General features: G+C 67.8%; 11 protein-coding genes and 7 pseudogenes. 8 read left to right on the top strand and 10 right to left on the bottom strand.

Going from position 1 to position 16,534, the window contains the following annotated elements; translation table 11 throughout:
- Positions 1-85 (top strand): annotated as a pseudogene (locus ACZ7GZ_RS39645) (IS5/IS1182 family transposase); the annotation flags it as partial.
- A gap of 68 nt (positions 86-153) precedes the next feature.
- Here the strand turns inward: ACZ7GZ_RS39645 and ACZ7GZ_RS39640 are convergent.
- The 4 genes and pseudogenes from ACZ7GZ_RS39640 to ACZ7GZ_RS39625 form a co-directional block, all read right to left on the bottom strand.
- The gene (locus ACZ7GZ_RS39640; protein ID WP_471032196.1) at positions 154-381 is read right to left on the bottom strand and encodes a DUF6417 family protein; all 228 of its coding nucleotides are present in this window, start codon (positions 379-381) and stop codon (positions 154-156) included.
- Positions 365-1,145, bottom strand: a pseudogene (locus tag ACZ7GZ_RS39635) (IS701 family transposase); the annotation flags it as partial. The gene ACZ7GZ_RS39640 and the pseudogene ACZ7GZ_RS39635, both read right to left, overlap by 17 nt.
- An 84-nt stretch (positions 1,146-1,229) precedes the next feature.
- The gene (locus ACZ7GZ_RS39630; RefSeq protein ID WP_471032194.1) at positions 1,230-2,867 is read right to left on the bottom strand and encodes a carboxylesterase/lipase family protein; all 1,638 of its coding nucleotides are present in this window, start codon (positions 2,865-2,867) and stop codon (positions 1,230-1,232) included.
- Positions 2,868-2,869: 2 nt separating this feature from the next.
- Positions 2,870-3,334: an AbiJ-related protein gene (locus ACZ7GZ_RS39625; RefSeq protein WP_471032191.1), complete on the bottom strand. Its 465-nt coding sequence runs from the start codon at positions 3,332-3,334 to the stop codon at positions 2,870-2,872.
- A 194-nt stretch (positions 3,335-3,528) separates the two neighbouring features.
- Between ACZ7GZ_RS39625 and ACZ7GZ_RS39620 the strand changes: the two genes are divergently transcribed.
- Complete coding sequence (locus ACZ7GZ_RS39620; RefSeq protein ID WP_471032189.1) at positions 3,529-3,774, top strand: hypothetical protein; 246 nt, start codon at positions 3,529-3,531, stop codon at positions 3,772-3,774.
- A gap of 161 nt (positions 3,775-3,935) precedes the next feature.
- Here the strand turns inward: ACZ7GZ_RS39620 and ACZ7GZ_RS39615 are convergent, their stop codons facing one another.
- Complete coding sequence (locus ACZ7GZ_RS39615; protein ID WP_471032187.1) at positions 3,936-4,319, bottom strand: hypothetical protein; 384 nt, start codon at positions 4,317-4,319, stop codon at positions 3,936-3,938.
- Between the two features lie 796 nt (positions 4,320-5,115).
- Between ACZ7GZ_RS39615 and ACZ7GZ_RS39610 the strand changes: the two genes are divergently transcribed.
- The 5 genes and pseudogenes from ACZ7GZ_RS39610 to ACZ7GZ_RS39590 form a co-directional block, all read left to right on the top strand.
- Positions 5,116-5,334: an acyl-CoA carboxylase epsilon subunit gene (locus ACZ7GZ_RS39610; RefSeq protein ID WP_471032201.1), complete on the top strand. Its 219-nt coding sequence runs from the start codon at positions 5,116-5,118 to the stop codon at positions 5,332-5,334.
- Between the two features lie 262 nt (positions 5,335-5,596).
- Positions 5,597-5,965: pseudogene (locus tag ACZ7GZ_RS39605) on the top strand (beta-ketoacyl synthase N-terminal-like domain-containing protein); the annotation flags it as partial.
- Between the two features lie 160 nt (positions 5,966-6,125).
- Positions 6,126-11,942 carry a type I polyketide synthase gene (locus ACZ7GZ_RS39600; RefSeq protein ID WP_471032198.1) on the top strand — a complete coding sequence of 1,939 codons (5,817 nt, stop codon included), beginning with the start codon at positions 6,126-6,128 and terminating at the stop codon, positions 11,940-11,942.
- Positions 11,943-11,945: 3 nt separating this feature from the next.
- On the top strand, positions 11,946-12,386 hold the full coding sequence (locus ACZ7GZ_RS39595) for an acyl-CoA thioesterase (protein ID WP_471032185.1): 441 nt from the start codon (positions 11,946-11,948) through the stop codon (positions 12,384-12,386).
- Positions 12,387-12,474: 88 nt separating this feature from the next.
- Positions 12,475-12,684: pseudogene (locus ACZ7GZ_RS39590) on the top strand (IS6 family transposase); the annotation flags it as partial.
- Here ACZ7GZ_RS39590 and ACZ7GZ_RS39585 read toward each other — a convergent pair.
- A pseudogene (locus ACZ7GZ_RS39585) lies at positions 12,671-12,859 on the bottom strand (transposase); the annotation flags it as partial. The pseudogenes ACZ7GZ_RS39590 and ACZ7GZ_RS39585 overlap by 14 nt on opposite strands.
- A gap of 56 nt (positions 12,860-12,915) precedes the next feature.
- Here ACZ7GZ_RS39585 and ACZ7GZ_RS39580 point away from each other — a divergent pair.
- Positions 12,916-13,698, top strand: a pseudogene (locus tag ACZ7GZ_RS39580) (ISAzo13 family transposase); the annotation flags it as partial.
- On the opposite strand, the gene ACZ7GZ_RS39575 reads toward ACZ7GZ_RS39580, so the two are convergent.
- From ACZ7GZ_RS39575 to ACZ7GZ_RS39560, 4 genes and pseudogenes are all read right to left on the bottom strand, one after another.
- Positions 13,598-14,167, bottom strand: a complete 570-nt coding sequence (locus ACZ7GZ_RS39575; RefSeq protein ID WP_471032184.1) for an alpha/beta fold hydrolase — start codon at positions 14,165-14,167, stop codon at positions 13,598-13,600. The pseudogene ACZ7GZ_RS39580 and the gene ACZ7GZ_RS39575 sit on opposite strands and share 101 nt — an antisense overlap.
- Complete coding sequence (locus ACZ7GZ_RS39570; protein WP_471032197.1) at positions 14,167-14,682, bottom strand: lipocalin-like domain-containing protein; 516 nt, start codon at positions 14,680-14,682, stop codon at positions 14,167-14,169. Before ACZ7GZ_RS39570 ends, ACZ7GZ_RS39575 begins: the two co-directional genes overlap by 1 nt.
- 11 nt (positions 14,683-14,693) lie before the next feature.
- Positions 14,694-16,214, bottom strand: coding sequence for an acyltransferase domain-containing protein (locus ACZ7GZ_RS39565; RefSeq protein WP_471032183.1), 1,521 nt, complete (start codon positions 16,212-16,214; stop codon positions 14,694-14,696).
- A pseudogene (locus tag ACZ7GZ_RS39560) lies at positions 16,186-16,377 on the bottom strand (CurL C-terminal domain-containing protein); the annotation flags it as partial. The gene ACZ7GZ_RS39565 and the pseudogene ACZ7GZ_RS39560, both read right to left, overlap by 29 nt.
- Positions 16,378-16,534 lie beyond the last annotated feature (157 nt).

The raw sequence follows: 16,534 nt of genomic DNA, 5'->3' as shown, positions 1-16,534 counted from the left end.
ACGGCGAGCACGCTGCTCCACCCGCCGCATCGGCACAGCAGTTCAAGCCGTCCACACCCTGATGACCTGCACATATTCAGGATGAAAACGGTTCAGTGCCCACATTCGCTGTGGCACCACCGGCGAGTCCGGATCCTCCACGAGCTCTTGCGATCAGCCGCAGGCTGCCGTCGATCGGTTGGCGCGGTAGGCGACGCCGTACTGGCGGGCGAAGCGGTTGCCGGCGGCGACCGAACCGCTCATCGAGCGCAGGTAGAAGGCATAGGCTACCGAGGCGATCTGCTCCTTGTTCAGGTACAGCACCCACAGGCTGCTGAGCTGGCGCGCGGTGCGCACCCTGTCGGCCAGCCCCTCGGCCGGCGGTTCCGGGACGCTTGGCATCGCGCCAGGCCAGGGCATGGGCGGCTTCGATGGGGGTGTGCGGCTGGCCGGCCCGAGCCCAGGTGCCGCGGTGCGGCTTGAGCGCGACCACATAGGCCAGGGCGGCCTCGCGCAGTGCGAGGTACCAGTCGTCGCTCACGGAGTACGCGCAGTCGGCGACCACCGCCCGGCAGCCGAAGCCCGCCTCCTTCCCGCGGGCCGCGAGGGCAGCGGCCAGCTGCGGTTTCGTACGGAAGGACGGATCGGAGCGGGCGCGGGCGCGGGCGAAGTGGGGGGGCTGAGGTGTAGGGAGTCGTGTGCAGCGGGTAGTAGACGCGGCCGTCGGTCCACACCGTGGTCACCGTGACGGTGCCGTTGTCCGTCTTGCCCAACCGGCCCAGCCACTGCCTGCCCACGTGCGCGGTGGCCGTGCCGTCCTTGCGGTCTCCGGAGTCGTCGATCACGATGACCCCGCCGTCGTGCGGAGCCGTCGCCGACTGCTCGCGCAGCAGTTCAAGCCGCCGGTCGTTGACCTGCTCGGCCTCCCAGGGAGACTCGGACAGGAAGAACTGCAGCCGCTGCACCCCCGGCATCCCCGCACCCGCAACCGGTTCCGCCCCTGCCAGGCAGGTGATCGTCTTGTTCCGCTCCCGCGGCGCCAACAGTCCGGTCAGATACTCGCGAAAGCCCCGCCGCTGGGCGAGACTGAAGAAGAGGTCGTCGAACCGGGCCGCGTAGTCCTCCAACGGCCCCGGCGCAGGCGGACACGGACGGCGAGCGGTCAATCTTCAGTCCCAAGCACGCCAGTTGAGTCCTCCCACCGGCCTACGGCCAACCCGACCTGCCGTCAACCCACACCACCGCCGAATTTAACGAACTACCGGTAGGGGAGCGGTGTCCCACAGATCGCAGTGGTGGACGGCCCGCAGGTTCGCCGTCGTGGCATTGCCGCCGGCGGGTGCGGTGCGCAGCTCAAGTACGTAGCCGGGGTGTGCGCTCTGCTCCGGCATCGTCTGCTGCATGTGAGCCCGTGGCACGAAGTCGTGGAGGAAGGAGCCCCAGTAGGTGGTCATCTGCGCGGACAGCGCCCGCTGCTCAGGGTTGAGGTGTGCGGCGAGGCCGTACGGTTTGAAAAGGTAGTTCAGCTCGGCCGCGTGGGTTGCGCCGAAGTCGAAGTCGGCATGCTGTGGCAGGTTTGCGGACAGGGGGGAGGTGCGGTCGGCGAATTCGTAGGTGTAGACACGTCCGCGCGTGGAGAGGCGCTGGTCGGTGCGTAGTGCCGGGCAGGCGAAGAGCTGGTCACCGAAAGCAGCGGCATAGGCATAGTCAGGCCGGGCGTAGGCGTCGAGCGGATACTGGGCCAGCGCGCGGGAGCCCGCGGTTTGACCGAAGGCCGAGACGAGGGCCTTGGGGTAGGCGTCGGCGGTCAGCGGGTGACCTAAGCGGTCGAAGCTGTCATAGGTGAAGGACAGGCCCTCGTTGCTGTTGGCGCCGTTCATGACGGGGACATGGGAGGCGCGGCCTGCGGTGAACGCGGCGGAGGGCTGTAGCGGCAGTTCAGGTCCGCCGATGGTGTAGTTCCATTCGTGGAAAATACTGGTGCCCTGCTGCGCTTTGAGGATGTCTTTGGCGGGCTTGGCGCGCAGGCAGTCTGCCGCGGTCGCCGGATGCGTGCAGCCCAGCTTGGCGGCGAAAGCAAGGCCGACGGAGACGGCATCCTTGCGGCTCTTGCCGGCGCAGTCGAAGAAGGCGCCACTTTCGATGATGGCAGCCCGGTACAGGCCGCGGCTGGTCGGGGAAGCGAGCTGAGTGCAGACCGCACCGCCGCCTGCCGACTCACCGGCGATGGTGACCCGCGCGGGATCCCCGCCGAAGCGCGCGATGTTGACCTGTGTCCAGCGCATCGCGGCCTGCTGGTCGAGCAGGGCGAAATTGCCGGTGGTGCCGGGCAGGGTCAGGAACCCCATCGCCCCGAGGCGGTAGTTGAAGGTCACGACGACGGTGTTGGTCCTGCGCGCGAAGGTATCGGGGACGATGTCGCGTCCCGCACCGCCCACGTTGCCGCCACCGTGGGTGAACACCATGACCGGCAGCTTGCCCGTGTGCCGGGTGGCGGGTGGGGTGTAGACGTTGACGTCGAGACAGTCCTCAGTCGTCTGATCCTTCTCGTAGCCCGGTATCCAAAAGGCACTCTGCGGACAGTTGTTACCGAACCGGGTGGCATCCTTGACCCCTACCCAGCCGGGGGCAGGCTTGGGCGCACGCCAGCGCAGAGCACCCGTGGGCGCCTGCGCATAGGGAATGCCAAGGAACTCCCGCCCCTGATCAGTGGCCTTGCCCCGCACCCAACCACTCGACGTCCGTACAAGGACACGCCCACCCCCCTCAGCACCGAGATGATTGCTCTGGTCGGCCTGGGCTGGCCAGGGCGCCAGGGCCGAAGCCGCGACGAGCGCGGGGAGTAAGACCCGGCGACTCCTGCGTAAAAGCTTCACGGGAAAGGCCATCTTTACGGATTCCTCCTGGCAGTTGAGGCCCGCACGGACTGCGAGCGCCTTGAGACTAGACCACTAGCCTGCGCGTTTCCCCATCGGTCGGCTGCCAGCAGCCGGTTCAGCTCCTCGACCTGCTTCGTCGTCTCCTCGGCACCAGCCGCGACCTCGGGATGGACGGTTCGCGCCAGGAAGGCGAGCAGCACCTCGTCCGGTCCGTCGGAGAGCTCCAACCGAGAGTCCTCGAAGATCCAGTCGTCGGGCAGGTCGTAGTTGTTAATCCGGTGCTGCTGGATGTCAGCGCGGATGGGCGGGAGTCGGCTGTTCTCGGACGTAGGTTGGTCCAGGTCGTAGAGGTCCTCCAGGAACGTAACCTCGTCCAGTCTCCCCCACCAGGGGCTCGATACCCGAGCAGGTAGTTGAAGATTTCGTACCGCGTCACCGCTGTGATCGATGGCTGCGGGTGTGCCGGGCGGGGTCACTGGACGTCATGTGTCCCAGGATGAAGGACAGGGCGGCCAGGTACCGGCCGATCGGGCTTTTCCCCTCCCAGACGAGATGTCAGGCAGAGTGCCGCAGGAGGACCGCCGACCGCGAGGCGCGCACCATCCCCACGTGGACGACACCACCCCAGGTGTCCGCTGTCCTCGATTCCTCTGCTCAAGGGAGCAGCATCATGACCCGGGACAACGTTCCCGGTGGCGACCAGCTCGGGCACCGTCTTGGCCGGGTGGGTGGCCTGGCGGCGGCGCTCGCCGGACTGCCCCTTTCCGCGCAGGATCCGGTACATCGTGGAGACGGAGCAGTGGTAGCGCCCAGCGTCCTGCTCGCGGGCCCAGATCTGCGCGGGCGGCAGCTCGGCGTACTCGACGCTCTTCATCAACTCCAGTACCGCAGCCCGTTCCTCGGCCGACAAAGCTGAGGGATGGACCTGCTGCCGGCGGGGTCTGCGTGGTGGCGAGGGACGGAGCCGGCGGTAGTGGGTGGCTCTGGAGCGGCCGGTCAGCCAGCAGGCGGCCGTGATACCGAGCTCGCCCTCGACGCCGGTGAACGCGTCGCCGACCACCGGGCCGACGGCAGCGTTCAGTCCGCGCCCTCGGAGATCGTTTTCAAGAGCGCGGAGGCTTTTCCCATGACCTCCAACGCAGCCTTGTTCCGGGCCAGTCCCTTCTCCAGCCGTTCCACCTGGCGGCGCAGCTTCTCGTTCTCCGCCTCGGCAGCCGGCTTCTTCGGCCTCGCCGGGCTGGTGCGCCGGTCGACCAGCTTCTCCAGCGCCCCGGCGTCCCGCGCGGCCCGCCATTCCTTGACGTGCGAGTGGTACAGCCGCTCCCGGCGCAGGACCGCACCCTCCTCGTTCTTGGGCGCGGCGTCGTACTCAGCCACGATCCGCAGCTTGTACTCGGGACTGAAAGTGAGGCGCTTCGGCCGGGGAGCCGGATCCGACCCGGGCGGGCTTGTGCTGGTCATGAGGGGTGGTTCTCCTGTAGTGCCCTCTCAGGCTAACCCGACGAAGCGGGACGTCTCACCCAAGGCTGACGGAGAGGGCCTTGGCAGATCGAGTGCCAGGAGCGGGGGCGGTGCTACGAGCGCAGCCGGCGGAGGGTCCTTCGTACGAATACCTCCAGGCCGCTGTTCGGTCGCAGAAAAACGTGTCTGTGGGCCATCAGAACCTGCAGATACCGCTCCACGAAAGTGACGCTGTCCTTCGCGAACGCTCGAATAGGGAAATCACCCTGGCCTGACATGTCGTCACTGACACCCCCACCGGCACCAACCCGGCACATCGCACATTTCAGCGACGCCCGAACAGCAGGGAAGGTTACGATAATCCGATTATCTACTTTATGGGTGTTCAACGCGTTCACGCGTGAAGCTAGTCAGGATCTTGTGGCATAACCGGCTATCAGGTGTACTTGTCTCGAGAACAGGCCGAAAATAGGTTGGCCAAATTTCGCAGCAGGTTGTTCGGCTCCGGGGAGCTAGCGCCTGACGGCGGGATTGCGTAGACCAACAAATATCCATTCTGGTAATGCAGAGAGAAGACGGCAGGAACGGCTACCAACAAGGTATTTGGCCGCAGGCGTAAAGACGGCGGAAGGCGCCGGGGCCGTCCGATCGAGAAGTGGGCGGACAGCTTCGAGTGGTCAAGGGCGCATGCGGCGGCTTGGCGCTGGCCTTCGGCCACCCCACGCCGACAAGGCGTGCTTTGCGCGGTTCACTGTTTGACGTCCTCAGCGGGTGCATCCTCAAGGAGCCCACCGCCATGGCGAGAACCTTTACCCTTCCCGATGTTTTGGCCGCTCGGGTAGTCCGCGGCCGTCCCAACAATGAACAGATCGCAGCCTTGCTGGTCGTCCTGGTCATGAGTTGCCGTCAGGGTAGTGCGACTGCGGGCCACAATGTTCAGCGAGCACAATGGCTTCACGGATGGCTACCTTTTGTACCACGTACCTCCTGGCAGGCGACTCACAATACACCCTAAGTTAAATTCAAGGAGGCGTCGCAACAATGCGTTGGATGCCCTCGCTCAGAGGTGACCTGGGCCAGTGTCGCGTGAGTCTATTCGTGTGACTCCTCTTGCGATGAAGGCGCTGGTCAGCAGTTCCTGTGGTCGATGGGCTGCCCCGCTACGTGGCTTTCGCTGATCTGGCGATTGCTGAGGCCGTCTTCGAGTTGGGCCTACTGTAACCGGACCTGAACGAGCGGATACCCGCCTGGTCACCGCCACTGCAACCGGCGGCGTCGTGGAGTTGGATAGCGCTTTCTGCGAAGGTCGCATTCCGCCGCCAGGCCAGTTCTCCTTCGATCACGTCACCGACTGGGCACACACGCGGTATGGCGTCGGAGGCTATGGCGGGGCGCTGGCTGTCTCGACGGGCTGCACAGCTGGACTCGACGCGCTCGGGTCTGGTTATGACGCTGTGGTCAGCGGGCGGGCAAGTCGGGTGCTAGCAGTGGCTGCCGAGGCTCCTCTCTGCCCGTTCGTGCTCGGCGCATTCACCAACATCGGTGCGCTGTCGGACCCGGATGAGGATCCGGAGCATGCATCCTGTCCGTTCTCTCCGGACCGGGACGGCTTCGTGCTGGGTGAGGGTGCTGCGGCTGTGATGCTGGAAGAACTGCCGGCAGCGACGGCTCGTGGCGCAGCACCGCTTATCGAAGTTTTGGGTTGGGCCTCAGGTCCCGAAGGGCGGGCGCCTGGCCAGTGTTGTCTGCACGGTGAGTGGCGCCGGTGCGAGGCGCCGCCGAAGGAGGTCTGCGGTGAACAACGGCCTGGGAAACATTGCGATCATCGGCATGGCGTGCCGCTACCCGGACGCCACGACTCCGCGCGAGCTGTGGGAGAACGCGGTGGCCGGACGCCGCGCCTTCCGGCGCCTGCCGGATGGGCGCATGCGCCTGGAGGACTACTGGGATCCCGACCCTGCGACCCCGGACCGCTTCTATGCCCGTCATGCGGCGGTGCTTGAGGGCTACGAGTTCGACCGTATCGCGTACCGCATCGCGGGCAGCACCTACCGCTCCACGGACCTCACGCACTGGCTGGCGCTCGACACTGCCGCCAGGGCGCTGGCTGATGCCGGATTCCCGGGGGCCGAGGAGCTGCCCAGGCAGCGCACCGGTGTGGTCGTGGGCAACACCCTGACCGGTGAGTTCTCCCGCGCCAACACGATGCGGCTGCGCTGGCCGTACGTGCGCAGGGTCCTGGCCGGTGCGCTGGGGGCGCAAGACTGGGACGAGGTCCGCACCGCCGATTTCCTAGCCGGTCTCGAAGAGGCCTACAAGCGGCCCTTTCCGGCCATTGATGAGGACACCCTCGCGGGTGGTCTGGCGAACACCATCGCCGGGCGGATCTGCAACTACTTCGACTTCAACGGCGGCGGCTACACCGTCGATGGTGCCTGTTCCTCATCGCTGCTGGCTGTCACCACGGCCGCCACGTCCCTGCACAGCGGCGACCTCGACGTGGCGATCGCGGGCGGTGTGGACCTGTCCATCGACCCGTTCGAGATCATCGGTTTCGCCAAGACCGGTGCGCTCGCCAAGAAGGAGATGCGTCTGTACGACCGCGGCTCCAACGGCTTTTGGCCGGGCGAGGGCTGCGGCATGGTCGTCTTGATGCGCGAACAGGACGCGATCGCCGCGGGCCTGCGCATCTACGCGAGCGTTGCCGGTTGGGGCATCTCCTCCGACGGTCAGGGCGGTATCACCCGGCCCGAGGTCAACGGCTACCGGCTCGCCCTCCGGCGGGCCTATGAGCGCGCTGGGTTCGGCATCGAGACCGTGCCGCTCTTTGAGGGGCACGGCACCGGTACTCAGGTTGGCGATGCCACGGAACTCCGGGCCATCATGGGTGCGCGGGCCGAGGCCGGGCAGCAGGCGCCGACCGCCGTCATCAGCTCGATCAAGGGCATGATCGGCCACACCAAGGCCGCGGCCGGTGTCGCCGGACTCATTAAGGCCGCGATGGCCGTGGATGCCGGGATGCTGCCGCCCGCCATCGGCTGCGTCGATCCGCACGATCTGCTCACCGGTGATCAGGCCAATCTTCGGGTGCTGCGCAAGGCCGAGGCATGGCCCACGGGCGGGGCCCGCCGGGCCGGGATCACGGCCATGGGCTTCGGCGGCATCAACACCCACGTCGTCCTCGACAAGCAGGTCACGGGCAAGCCCCGCACCAGGCTGGGCCGACGCGCCACCACCCTCGCCCACTCCGTGCAGGACTGCGAGCTGCTGCTGCTGGACGGCGCGTCCATCGAGGCGCTGCGCGCGCGGATGGTGCACGTCACCGATTTCGCGGCCGGGTTGAGTTATGCGCAGATCGGCGATCTCGCGGCGACGCTGCAGCGCGAACTGGGGGAGCTGCCCTGTCGTGCGGCCGCGGTGGTGACCTCACCCGAGGACGCGGTAGCGCGGCTGCGTCAGCTCATCGAAGCTGTCGACGCGGGCGAGAGCCTCCCGTTCGCCGCCGACGGGCGCATCTTCCTCGGCAGGGCCGTCGAGGAGCCCCGTATCGGTTTCCTCTTCCCCGGCCAGGGCTCGGGGAGGGGTACCGGCGGAGGAGCGCTGCGCCGCCGCTTCGCGGTGGCCGGCGAGGTCTTCGACCAGGCAGGTCTGCCCACCACCGGCGACATGGTCGCCACCGACGTGGCGCAGCCGCGCATCGTCACCGGCTCCACCGCAGGCCTGCGCGTCCTTGACTGGCTCGGCCTCGAGGCCGACCTGGCCGTGGGCCACAGCCTTGGTGAACTCTCCGCCCTGCACTGGGCGGGCGCCCTGGACGCCACGATGCTTCTGGACACCGCGCGGGTGCGCGGGCGGGCCATGGCCCAGCACGCTGCCTGCGGCACGATGATCTCCCTCGCCGCCACGCCGGATCAGGCCAAGACCCTCCTCGACGGTCTTCCCGTCGTCATCGCCGCCTACAACGGCCCCGGGCAGACCGTGGTCTCCGGCCCCATCGAGGACATCGAGACCGTCGCAGCCAAGGCCGCGCGGGCGGGCATCACCTGCACCCGGCTCGCCGTGTCGCACGCCTTCCACTCGCCCCTGGTCGCCCCGGCCGCCGAGTCCTTCGGACAGTGGCTCGACGGCATCACCTTCGGGCCCGTTCAGCGGCACATCGTATCCACCGTCACCGGCGCGGAGCTGGAGGAGGACGAGGATCTGGCCAAGGTGCTGCGCCAGCAGATCACCGGCCCGGTGCTGTTCGCGCAGGCCGTTCAGCAGGCGGCACAGGACCTCGACCTGTTCGTCGAGGTCGGCCCCGGCCAGGTCCTTTCCCACCTCGCCACCGGCCTCACCGACGTGCCGGCCATCGCCCTCGACACCGACGACGAGTCGCTGCGGGCACTGCTCCACGTGATCGGCGCCGCCTACGTCATCGGTGCACCGCTGCTCCACGAGCGGCTCTTCCACGACCGGCTGACCCGGCCCCTGGAGATCGGCGCCGAGTTCAGCTTTCTCGCCAGCCCCTGCGAGGCGGCTCCCCCCACCAATCTTCCCGCCGCGCAGACCGCAGGGCGAGGGAAGACTCCCGAAGACTCCCGTCTCACGCGAGAAGCCGACGCTACGGCCGACCGGACGCCCCTGGAGGTGCTGCGCGTCCTGGTCGCCGAACGAGCCGAAATGCCGCCCGAGTTGGTGTCCGACGACTGCCGCATTCTCGATGAGCTGCACATGAGCTCGATCACGATCGGCCAGATCATCAATCAGGCCGCCACCCAGTTCGGTCTCACCACGGCTCAGGCACCCACCAACTTCGCGACGGCCACGCTGGGCCAACTCGCCGAGGCACTCGAATCGCTGGCGCAGACCAGTCGGCCCGGCGACGGGAGCGCTGCCTTGGTGTCCGGCGCCGCCCCCTGGGCGCGGGCCTTCCGCGTCGACCTCGACGAGCTGCCCCTGGCCCCGGCCGTACCCGGGCAGAACCGTGGTGCCTGGCAGCTGTTCGCCGACTCCGCCCATCCCTTGGCCCAGGACCTCCAGCAGGCCCTGGAGAGCGCGCGGGTCGGAGCCGGTGTGCTGGTGTGCCTGGCGGCTGACTGCCCTCCCGGGCACATCGAGCAGGCGCTCAACGGCGCGAAGGACGCCCTCGCGGGTAACCTCGACCGCCGCTTCGTCCTGGTCCAGTCGGGCCACGGTGCCGCCGGGCTCGCCAAGACTCTGCACCAGGAGGCCCCGCACCTGAAGACGACCATCGTGCACATCCCGATGTCGGGCGACGCGGTCGAGCACGTGGTGGCCGAGGTCGCCGCGACCACCTCGTTCACCGAGGCCCACTACGACGCAGGCGGTGTACGCACCGTGCCCACGCTACGGGCCCTGCCGGTCGCCGCCGCGCGCACCGACCGCGTCCTCGGCGCCGGCGACGTGCTGCTCGTCACCGGCGGGGGCAAGGGCATCACCGCCGAATGCGCACTCGCCCTCGCCCAACAGACCGGGGCGCACCTCGCCATCATCGGCCGCTCCCACCCCGCCACCGACGAGACCCTCGCCGCCAACCTGCGCCGCATGACCGCCGCGGGAGTGCAGGTACGCTACGCCGCCGCCGACGTCAGCCACCCCGATCGGGTACGGGACGCCGTTGCCGAACTGGCCGACTGCCTTGGCCCGGTCACCGCCGTGCTGCACGGCGCGGGCCGCAACGAGCCCGCACCCCTCAGCACCCTTACCGCCGAGGATTTCGCCTCCACCTTCGCCCCCAAGGTCGACGGGCTGCACACGGTCCTCGACGCGGTCGGTGAAGAAAACCTCAAACTCCTGGTCACCTTCGGCTCCATCATCGGCCGCGCCGGCCTGCGCGGCGAAGCCCACTACGCCACCGCCAACGAATGGCTGGCCGCGACCACGGAACACATCGCCCGCACTCACCCCGCCTGCCGTGCCCGGTGCCTGGAATGGTCGGTGTGGTCCGGCGTCGGCATGGGGGAAAAGCTCTCCGTCGTCGAATCGCTCGCCCGCCAGGGCATCATCCCTCTCTCACCCGACCAGGGCATCGCCCTCTTGCTGCGGCTGATCGACGACCCCGACGCCCCGGTGGTCACGGTGGTCTCCGGCCGCACGGAGGGCATCGAGACACTCCGCCGGCATGCGCCGCCGCTGCCCCTACTGCGTTTCATCGGCACCCCGCTGATCCGCTACCACGACGTAGAGCTGGTCACCGAGGTGGAACTCAACCCCGGAACCGACCCCTACCTCGCCGACCACGCCCTCGACGGCAACCTGCTGCTCCCGGCGGTGCTCGGCATGGAGGCGATGGCCCAGGCCGCCGCCGCCCTCACCGGACGCAACGATGCCGCCCTCACCATCGAGGACGCCCGCTTCCTGCGCCCCATCGTCGTGCCACTGGACGGCACCACCCGTCTGCGTGTCGCCGCCACCGTCACCGGGCCCGACACGGTCGCCGTCGCCCTCCACACGGAGGAAACCGGCTTCGTGGCAGAGCACTTCCGGGCCCGGCTCGTCTACCGCGACACCGCCATCCCCGACGGGCCTCCCGAACAGACCAGCCCGAATGTGCCGCCAGCACCGCTCGACCCGCGAACCGACCTGTACGGAGGCGTCAACTTCCAAGGCCCCCGCTTCCACCGGCTGCTCCGCCTCCACCGGGCCGCGGCACAAAACCTGGACGCAGACGTCTCGCTCCAGGCACCGACCGGCTGGTTCGCGAACTTCCTGCCCGACACACTGCTGCTTGCCGATCCCGGGATGAGGGACGCGCTGATGCACGGATTCCAGGCGTGCATCCCCGAAGGAACGCTCCTGCCCTCCCACGTCGAACGCATCTACCCGCTCGGATCCACCACCGATACCCCCGACCAACTGCGCTACTGCGCCACCGAGCGTCACCACAACGACGACACCCACGTCTACGACATCGCCGTGCGCACCGTTGAGGGCGAACTCGTCGAGCGCTGGGAAGGCCTCGCCCTGCACGCCGTACGCAAAACCGACGGCGCGGGCCCATGGATCCCCGCGCTCCTCGGCCCCTACCTGGAACGGACACTCATCGAGGTCCTCGGCACACCCCTCGCACTGGCCACCGAACCGCATACCGGCGGCGGCACACAGGAACGCCGTGCCAGCACCTCCCGTGCCCTCCAGCGCGCCCTCGGTCGCCCCACCGAGGTCCGCTGGCGCCCCGACGGCCGTCCGGACATCGACCAGGCACGGCACGTCTCGGCCGCGCACGGCCCCGGCATCACCCTCGGCGTGGTCTCCGACACCGCCGAACACATCGTGGCCTGCGACGTCGAGGCGGTCATCATCCGCTCCCGGGACGACTGGCAGGGCCTGCTCGGCGAGCACAACCCGCTCGCCGCCCTCGTGGCAGCTGAGACCGCAGAAACACCGGACTCCGCGGCCACCCGGGTATGGAGCGCCATCGAGTGCCTCAAGAAGACCGGCCTTGGCACCGGCGCTCCCCTGACGCTCGCTCCCCGCACCAAGATGAACTGGGTGACCTTCACCTCCGGCGAACTGCGGATCGCGACCTTCGTGACCACACTGCGCGATATCCGGCAGCCCGTCGTCTTCGCCGTCCTTGCCAACGGTGAGAGCGGGACCATCGCATCCGAACGGAGCTAGGACATGGCGGACTACTTCGAGTACCGGCACATCGTGAGCTTCGAGGACACCAACTTCGTGGGCAACGTGTACTACGTGAACTACCTCAGCTGGCAGGGCCGCTGCCGGGAACTCTTCCTCCGCCAGCACGCACCCACGGTCCTGCAGGAACTCCAGAAGGACCTCAAACTGTTCACCATCAAGGTGGAATGCGAGTTCTTCGCGGAGATCACCGCATTTGATGAGATCGCGATCCGCCTGAAGCCGACGGAGCTGACGCAAACCCAGCTCGAATTCACCTTCGACTACATCATCGACCGTCCCGGTGTGGGAGAAGTACTCTTCGCCCGCGGCCGCCAGCGCGTCGCCTGTATGCGCGGCCCGAACGGACACACACGACCAGAGCCGTTCCCCCACGAGATGACCGCAGCAGTGCGCGCGTATGCCCCGCAGCTACGGCAGTGAGGGCCTTCCGCCCCTGGGCTGTCGGGTGTTATCAAGTTGAGGGGCGGGGCGCGTTGATCTTGGTGGATATCGTGGGAGGGGTCTGCTGGTGGACAGTGCTGCGCCGTCGTCCAAGGGCTTCCGGTTGCCGTCGGAGGTGATCTTGCACGCGGTCTGGCTGTACCACCGTTTCCTTCTGTCCTTCCGTGATGTGCAAGAGCTGCGGTTCGAGCGAGGCATCCAGGTGTCGTACGAGGCGATCCGGCTGTGGTGCGAGCGGTTCGGGCCCGCCTACGCTGCCAGGCCTCGGCCCAGGCGTCGGACCACAACTTGACCACGGCCAGATACTTGGTGCCCCACTTCTCGGAGAACTCCAGGAACCGCTCGGTCGCGGCGGCGTCGCTCGGCGCGGCGTAGACGGGTTTCAGGTCCTTGGCGACCTTGTCCCAGTCCTGGCGAGCGCAGTAGCGGATGCTGCTGCGGATCGAGTGAAGCCGTCAAGAAACAACGCGTTGCTTGGCGGAGACGATCTCGTTGATGTGGTAGGCGAATATCCGACGAGGTCCGCAGTCAGTTGGCGCGACGGTTCGATGTTCTGCTCCCGCACCTGAACGAGCGTCAACGGCGCCTGGCGTTGGCGACCGAGGCCCGGTTGCTCGGGCATGGGGGCGCCGGGCTGGTTGCGCGGATAGCCGAGGTCAGCGAGACGACTGTACGCAAGGGCGTGTTCGAACTCGAGGCTGCGGTCGATCCGCTGCGCGAAGGGCGTGTCCGGCGCCCTGGTGGCGGGCGCATGCGGGTCGAGGCGATCGATCCTGAGCTGGTTCCGGCGCTGATGGCGCTGGTCGAACCCGACGAGCCCAATGATCCGATGTCGCCGCTGCGCTGGACGACGAAGTCACTGCGGCACCTGGCCGCAGAGCTGTCCCGGCAAGGGCATCGCGTGACCGCGCCCACGGTGGGCCGGCTGCTCAAGGAACACGGGTTCAGCCTGCAGGGCACCGCCAAGACCCTGGAAGGCGATCAACGCCCGGATCGGGACGCGCAGTTCCGCTATATCAACGAGCAGGTCAAGGAACACCAGGCTGCGGGCCAGCCGGTGATCAGCGTGGACGCGAAGAAGAAAGAACAGATCGGGCAGCTGCCGATGCCCGGACAGGAATGGCGGCCGGCCGGACAGCCTGTCGAAGTCGAGGACCACAGCTTCTTCGCCGGCCCCCATGGGGAGTCCGTCATCCCGTACGGGATCTACGACATGGCCGCGAACACCGGCTGGGTGAACGTCGGCACCGACCACAACACCGCCACATTCGCCGCCTCGTCGATCCGCTCCGGCGGGCAGCATGATGGCTTGGGTTAGGTCGTTCAGCTGCTGATTCTGTCGCGTGGGGGACATTGCGGGTGGTGGGTCTTCCAGCACGAGGCCCAAGAGGGTGGGCGTGGACTGGCGACTCGGCGCCTGTGGCGAAGGCGAGGGCGACGGCCGCGCCCCAGGAATGCCCGATGAGCAGTGGTTCGGCCAGTTCCAGAGTGTCGGTGAAGGCACGGATGTCGCCGGCTGCCCTGCGCAGGCCGTAGGAGCCGACTGGTGGTTTGGCGCTGTCGCCGTGCCCTCGCAGGTCGGGGGCGAAGACACGGAAGCGGTCGGCCAGGGCGGGGCCCACCCGCGACCAGCTCGCGGCGGATCCCGCGTTCGCGTGGAGGAGGACCGCCGGAGGATTGGCCGATTGATCGGTCCCCCAGCTAAGATAGTGGAACTGGCCTGCCGGGAGGCCGATGAACCGGGAGCGGGCAGCGGTCATCACGCGGCTCCAGTAAGGCGGCGCCAGACGAGGCACGGGGTCCGCTCGTGCCCGCCGGTCTGTGTGGTCGGCGACCACAGGGTCAGCGCGTTGCCGGCCAGCTGCAGGCGACGCTTTTGCTGAGTCGCTATCCACTGCGGCACGGAGGCGACGTGGACCTGGTGCAAGACAAGGTTCCCCCGGCACTCGTAGGTTCCGCCGTACCCAATGTACGAGTTGGCTTGGGCAACGGCTTCCACGCTGCTCGGGTCGACCGGTTCGGCATCGGGTCCGGTGGCAGGTCCGGCGCCGTGTCGTCCGGGATCCAGGAGGTGGGCCGACATGTGGCCATCGGCGGTGTAGACGAGCAGGCCGCTTGGCTTCGGCCCCATGGGGACAAGAAGCGTGTGTCCAGTCTCGTCGATGATGGAGAACGAGACGAGCGACCACACACCTACAAGGCCGTCAGCGGACGTGACACTCCCCCCGGAAGGCTGTGGCTGCTCGTGGCGGGCGTGGCCGAGTGTGGGGGACATGGGCATCGTAGTCATGCCTCCTCATGTTGAAGCGGTGCATCCAGGTTGAGCATGTCCTCCAGATGAGCACTGAGGGAGTGGATGCTGGGATGAGTCCAAACGGCCGCCACGGGAAGGGGGATGTGCAGGGCGCTCTGGAGCCGGCCTCGGAGTTCGACGGCACGCAGAGAGTCCAGGCCAAGGTCGGAGAAGGCCGTGTGCGGGTCGATGTGACGCGAGCGCAGCCGCAGCAGAGCCCGCAGTTGTGCACTCACGTGGCGTTCGTGTACCGAGCGGCGACCGGGTCCGGGGGCCGGGGCGGTGCCTCTCAGGTCAGCAAGTACGTCACCGATGGCGGCCGGAGCGGCTTCATCGCTGGTCACCTCTCGCACGGTTGTGGTCGCTCTGGGCCTCTTGCGCAGATCAATCATGTGACGGCGTCGCTCCCAGGTGGTCGCGGGAGCGTCGACGAGCGCCCCATCGGAGTACCAGCGATTCCACTCCACCTGGTAGCCCGCGCAGTGCAGGGCGGCGACCGCAGTATGCAGCGCGAGCTCCTGGTCCTGCCCTGAGCGCAGAGTCGCAAGGACAACCGGATCGGCAACGACATTGAGTGTCTGGGCCAGGGGATGGACGGCCACAGGGTGCGGTGAGATGTCCTGGAACAGCCGGAAGCCGTCCTCAGCCAGGGCCAGAGCAGCACTCACCGCCTTCACTGGACACCGCATGTTGGCTGCCCAGTACGCGGCATCGAAGGCAGGCTCTTCGCGCGGATCCTCGAGAACGGTGGTGTAGAAGGGCACATCCGGCCGGCGGGGCCGCAGCTCATGCAGCGAAGCAGCGAGAGCATCCGCAAGCGGGCGTGTCAGCGAACAATGCGAGGCAAAGTCAACAGCGATCATTCGCGCGGGCGTGCCATTGGCGTCCCATGTGCTGACCAGACGCTGCACCGTGGCCGTCTTCCCACTGATCACAGTGGACTGCGGAGCGGCGAGTACAGAGATGTCCACGTCGGGGAGGTTGGCAATCTCTTCGCTGACTTTGGCATGGTCGAGTTCCACCACACCCATCGCCCCCGTGCCCGCCTCGGCGTCGGGGAGGCACAGCAGCGACCGACGGCAGATCACGCGCACCCCGTCCTCAAGGCTGAGCGCGCCCGCTACCACGGCAGCGGCGACCTCCCCCATCGAATGGCCCACGACCGCAGCCGGCTCCACTCCATAGGAGCGCAGGGCGCGGGCGAGTCCGATCTGCATGGCGAAGATCATCGGCTGTACCTGGTCGACGCGGCTGACCTCGGCGCGTGAGCGCATCAGTGCCAGCGGCGAGAAGCCAGATTCTTTTGCGACAAGAGGGTCCAGCTCGGCGACGGCGCGAGCAAAGGCCGGCTCCGTCTCGAGTAGCTCCCTTCCCATGCCGGCCCATTGGGAACCCGTGCCCGCTGAAGACCCACACCGGTGCTCCAGCGCCAGGACCGCGCGTGAAGTCACTGACCACGCCAGGGACCGTCTTGCCAACGACGTACGCGCGCAGCCGGTCCACCAATTCGTCATGGGAACGGGCCACTACCGCCAGCCGCTCCATGGCGTGGGAGCGCCGCAGCGCCAGCGTGTGCGCCACATCTGGGAGTGGTGTCGCCGCGCCGGGCCCGTCGAGCCAGTCGGCCAACCGTGCAGAACTCGCCTCCAAAGCAGGCACGGACCACGCAGAGAGCAGGAAGCTGCGCAGTGACCTTCCCCTCGTAGCGTGGAGGTGTGACTGAAGCGGAAGTTGAGGGTCATGGGTGGGAAGCGACGGTCGTACGACGCGCCGTTCCGTGAGGGTGCGGTACGCATCGTGTTGGAGACTGGGAAGCCTGCGGCGGAGGTCGCCC

Source organism: Streptomyces sp. NPDC037288, assembly GCF_055603265.1.
This window is presented reverse-complemented; position numbering and strand designations above follow the sequence as displayed.

Coding starts and splice junctions, on each gene's coding strand:
- ACZ7GZ_RS39640 (WP_471032196.1), bottom strand. CDS start 381: ATGCCAAGCGTCCCGGAACCGCCGGCCGAGGGGCTGGCCGACAGGGTG.
- ACZ7GZ_RS39630 (WP_471032194.1), bottom strand. CDS start 2,867: ATGGCCTTTCCCGTGAAGCTTTTACGCAGGAGTCGCCGGGTCTTACTC.
- ACZ7GZ_RS39620 (WP_471032189.1), top strand. CDS start 3,529: ATGACCCGGGACAACGTTCCCGGTGGCGACCAGCTCGGGCACCGTCTT.
- ACZ7GZ_RS39615 (WP_471032187.1), bottom strand. CDS start 4,319: ATGACCAGCACAAGCCCGCCCGGGTCGGATCCGGCTCCCCGGCCGAAG.
- ACZ7GZ_RS39610 (WP_471032201.1), top strand. CDS start 5,116: ATGGCGAGAACCTTTACCCTTCCCGATGTTTTGGCCGCTCGGGTAGTC.
- ACZ7GZ_RS39595 (WP_471032185.1), top strand. CDS start 11,946: ATGGCGGACTACTTCGAGTACCGGCACATCGTGAGCTTCGAGGACACC.
- ACZ7GZ_RS39575 (WP_471032184.1), bottom strand. CDS start 14,167: ATGACCGCTGCCCGCTCCCGGTTCATCGGCCTCCCGGCAGGCCAGTTC.
- ACZ7GZ_RS39570 (WP_471032197.1), bottom strand. CDS start 14,682: ATGTCCCCCACACTCGGCCACGCCCGCCACGAGCAGCCACAGCCTTCC.
- ACZ7GZ_RS39565 (WP_471032183.1), bottom strand. CDS start 16,214: ATGACGAATTGGTGGACCGGCTGCGCGCGTACGTCGTTGGCAAGACGG.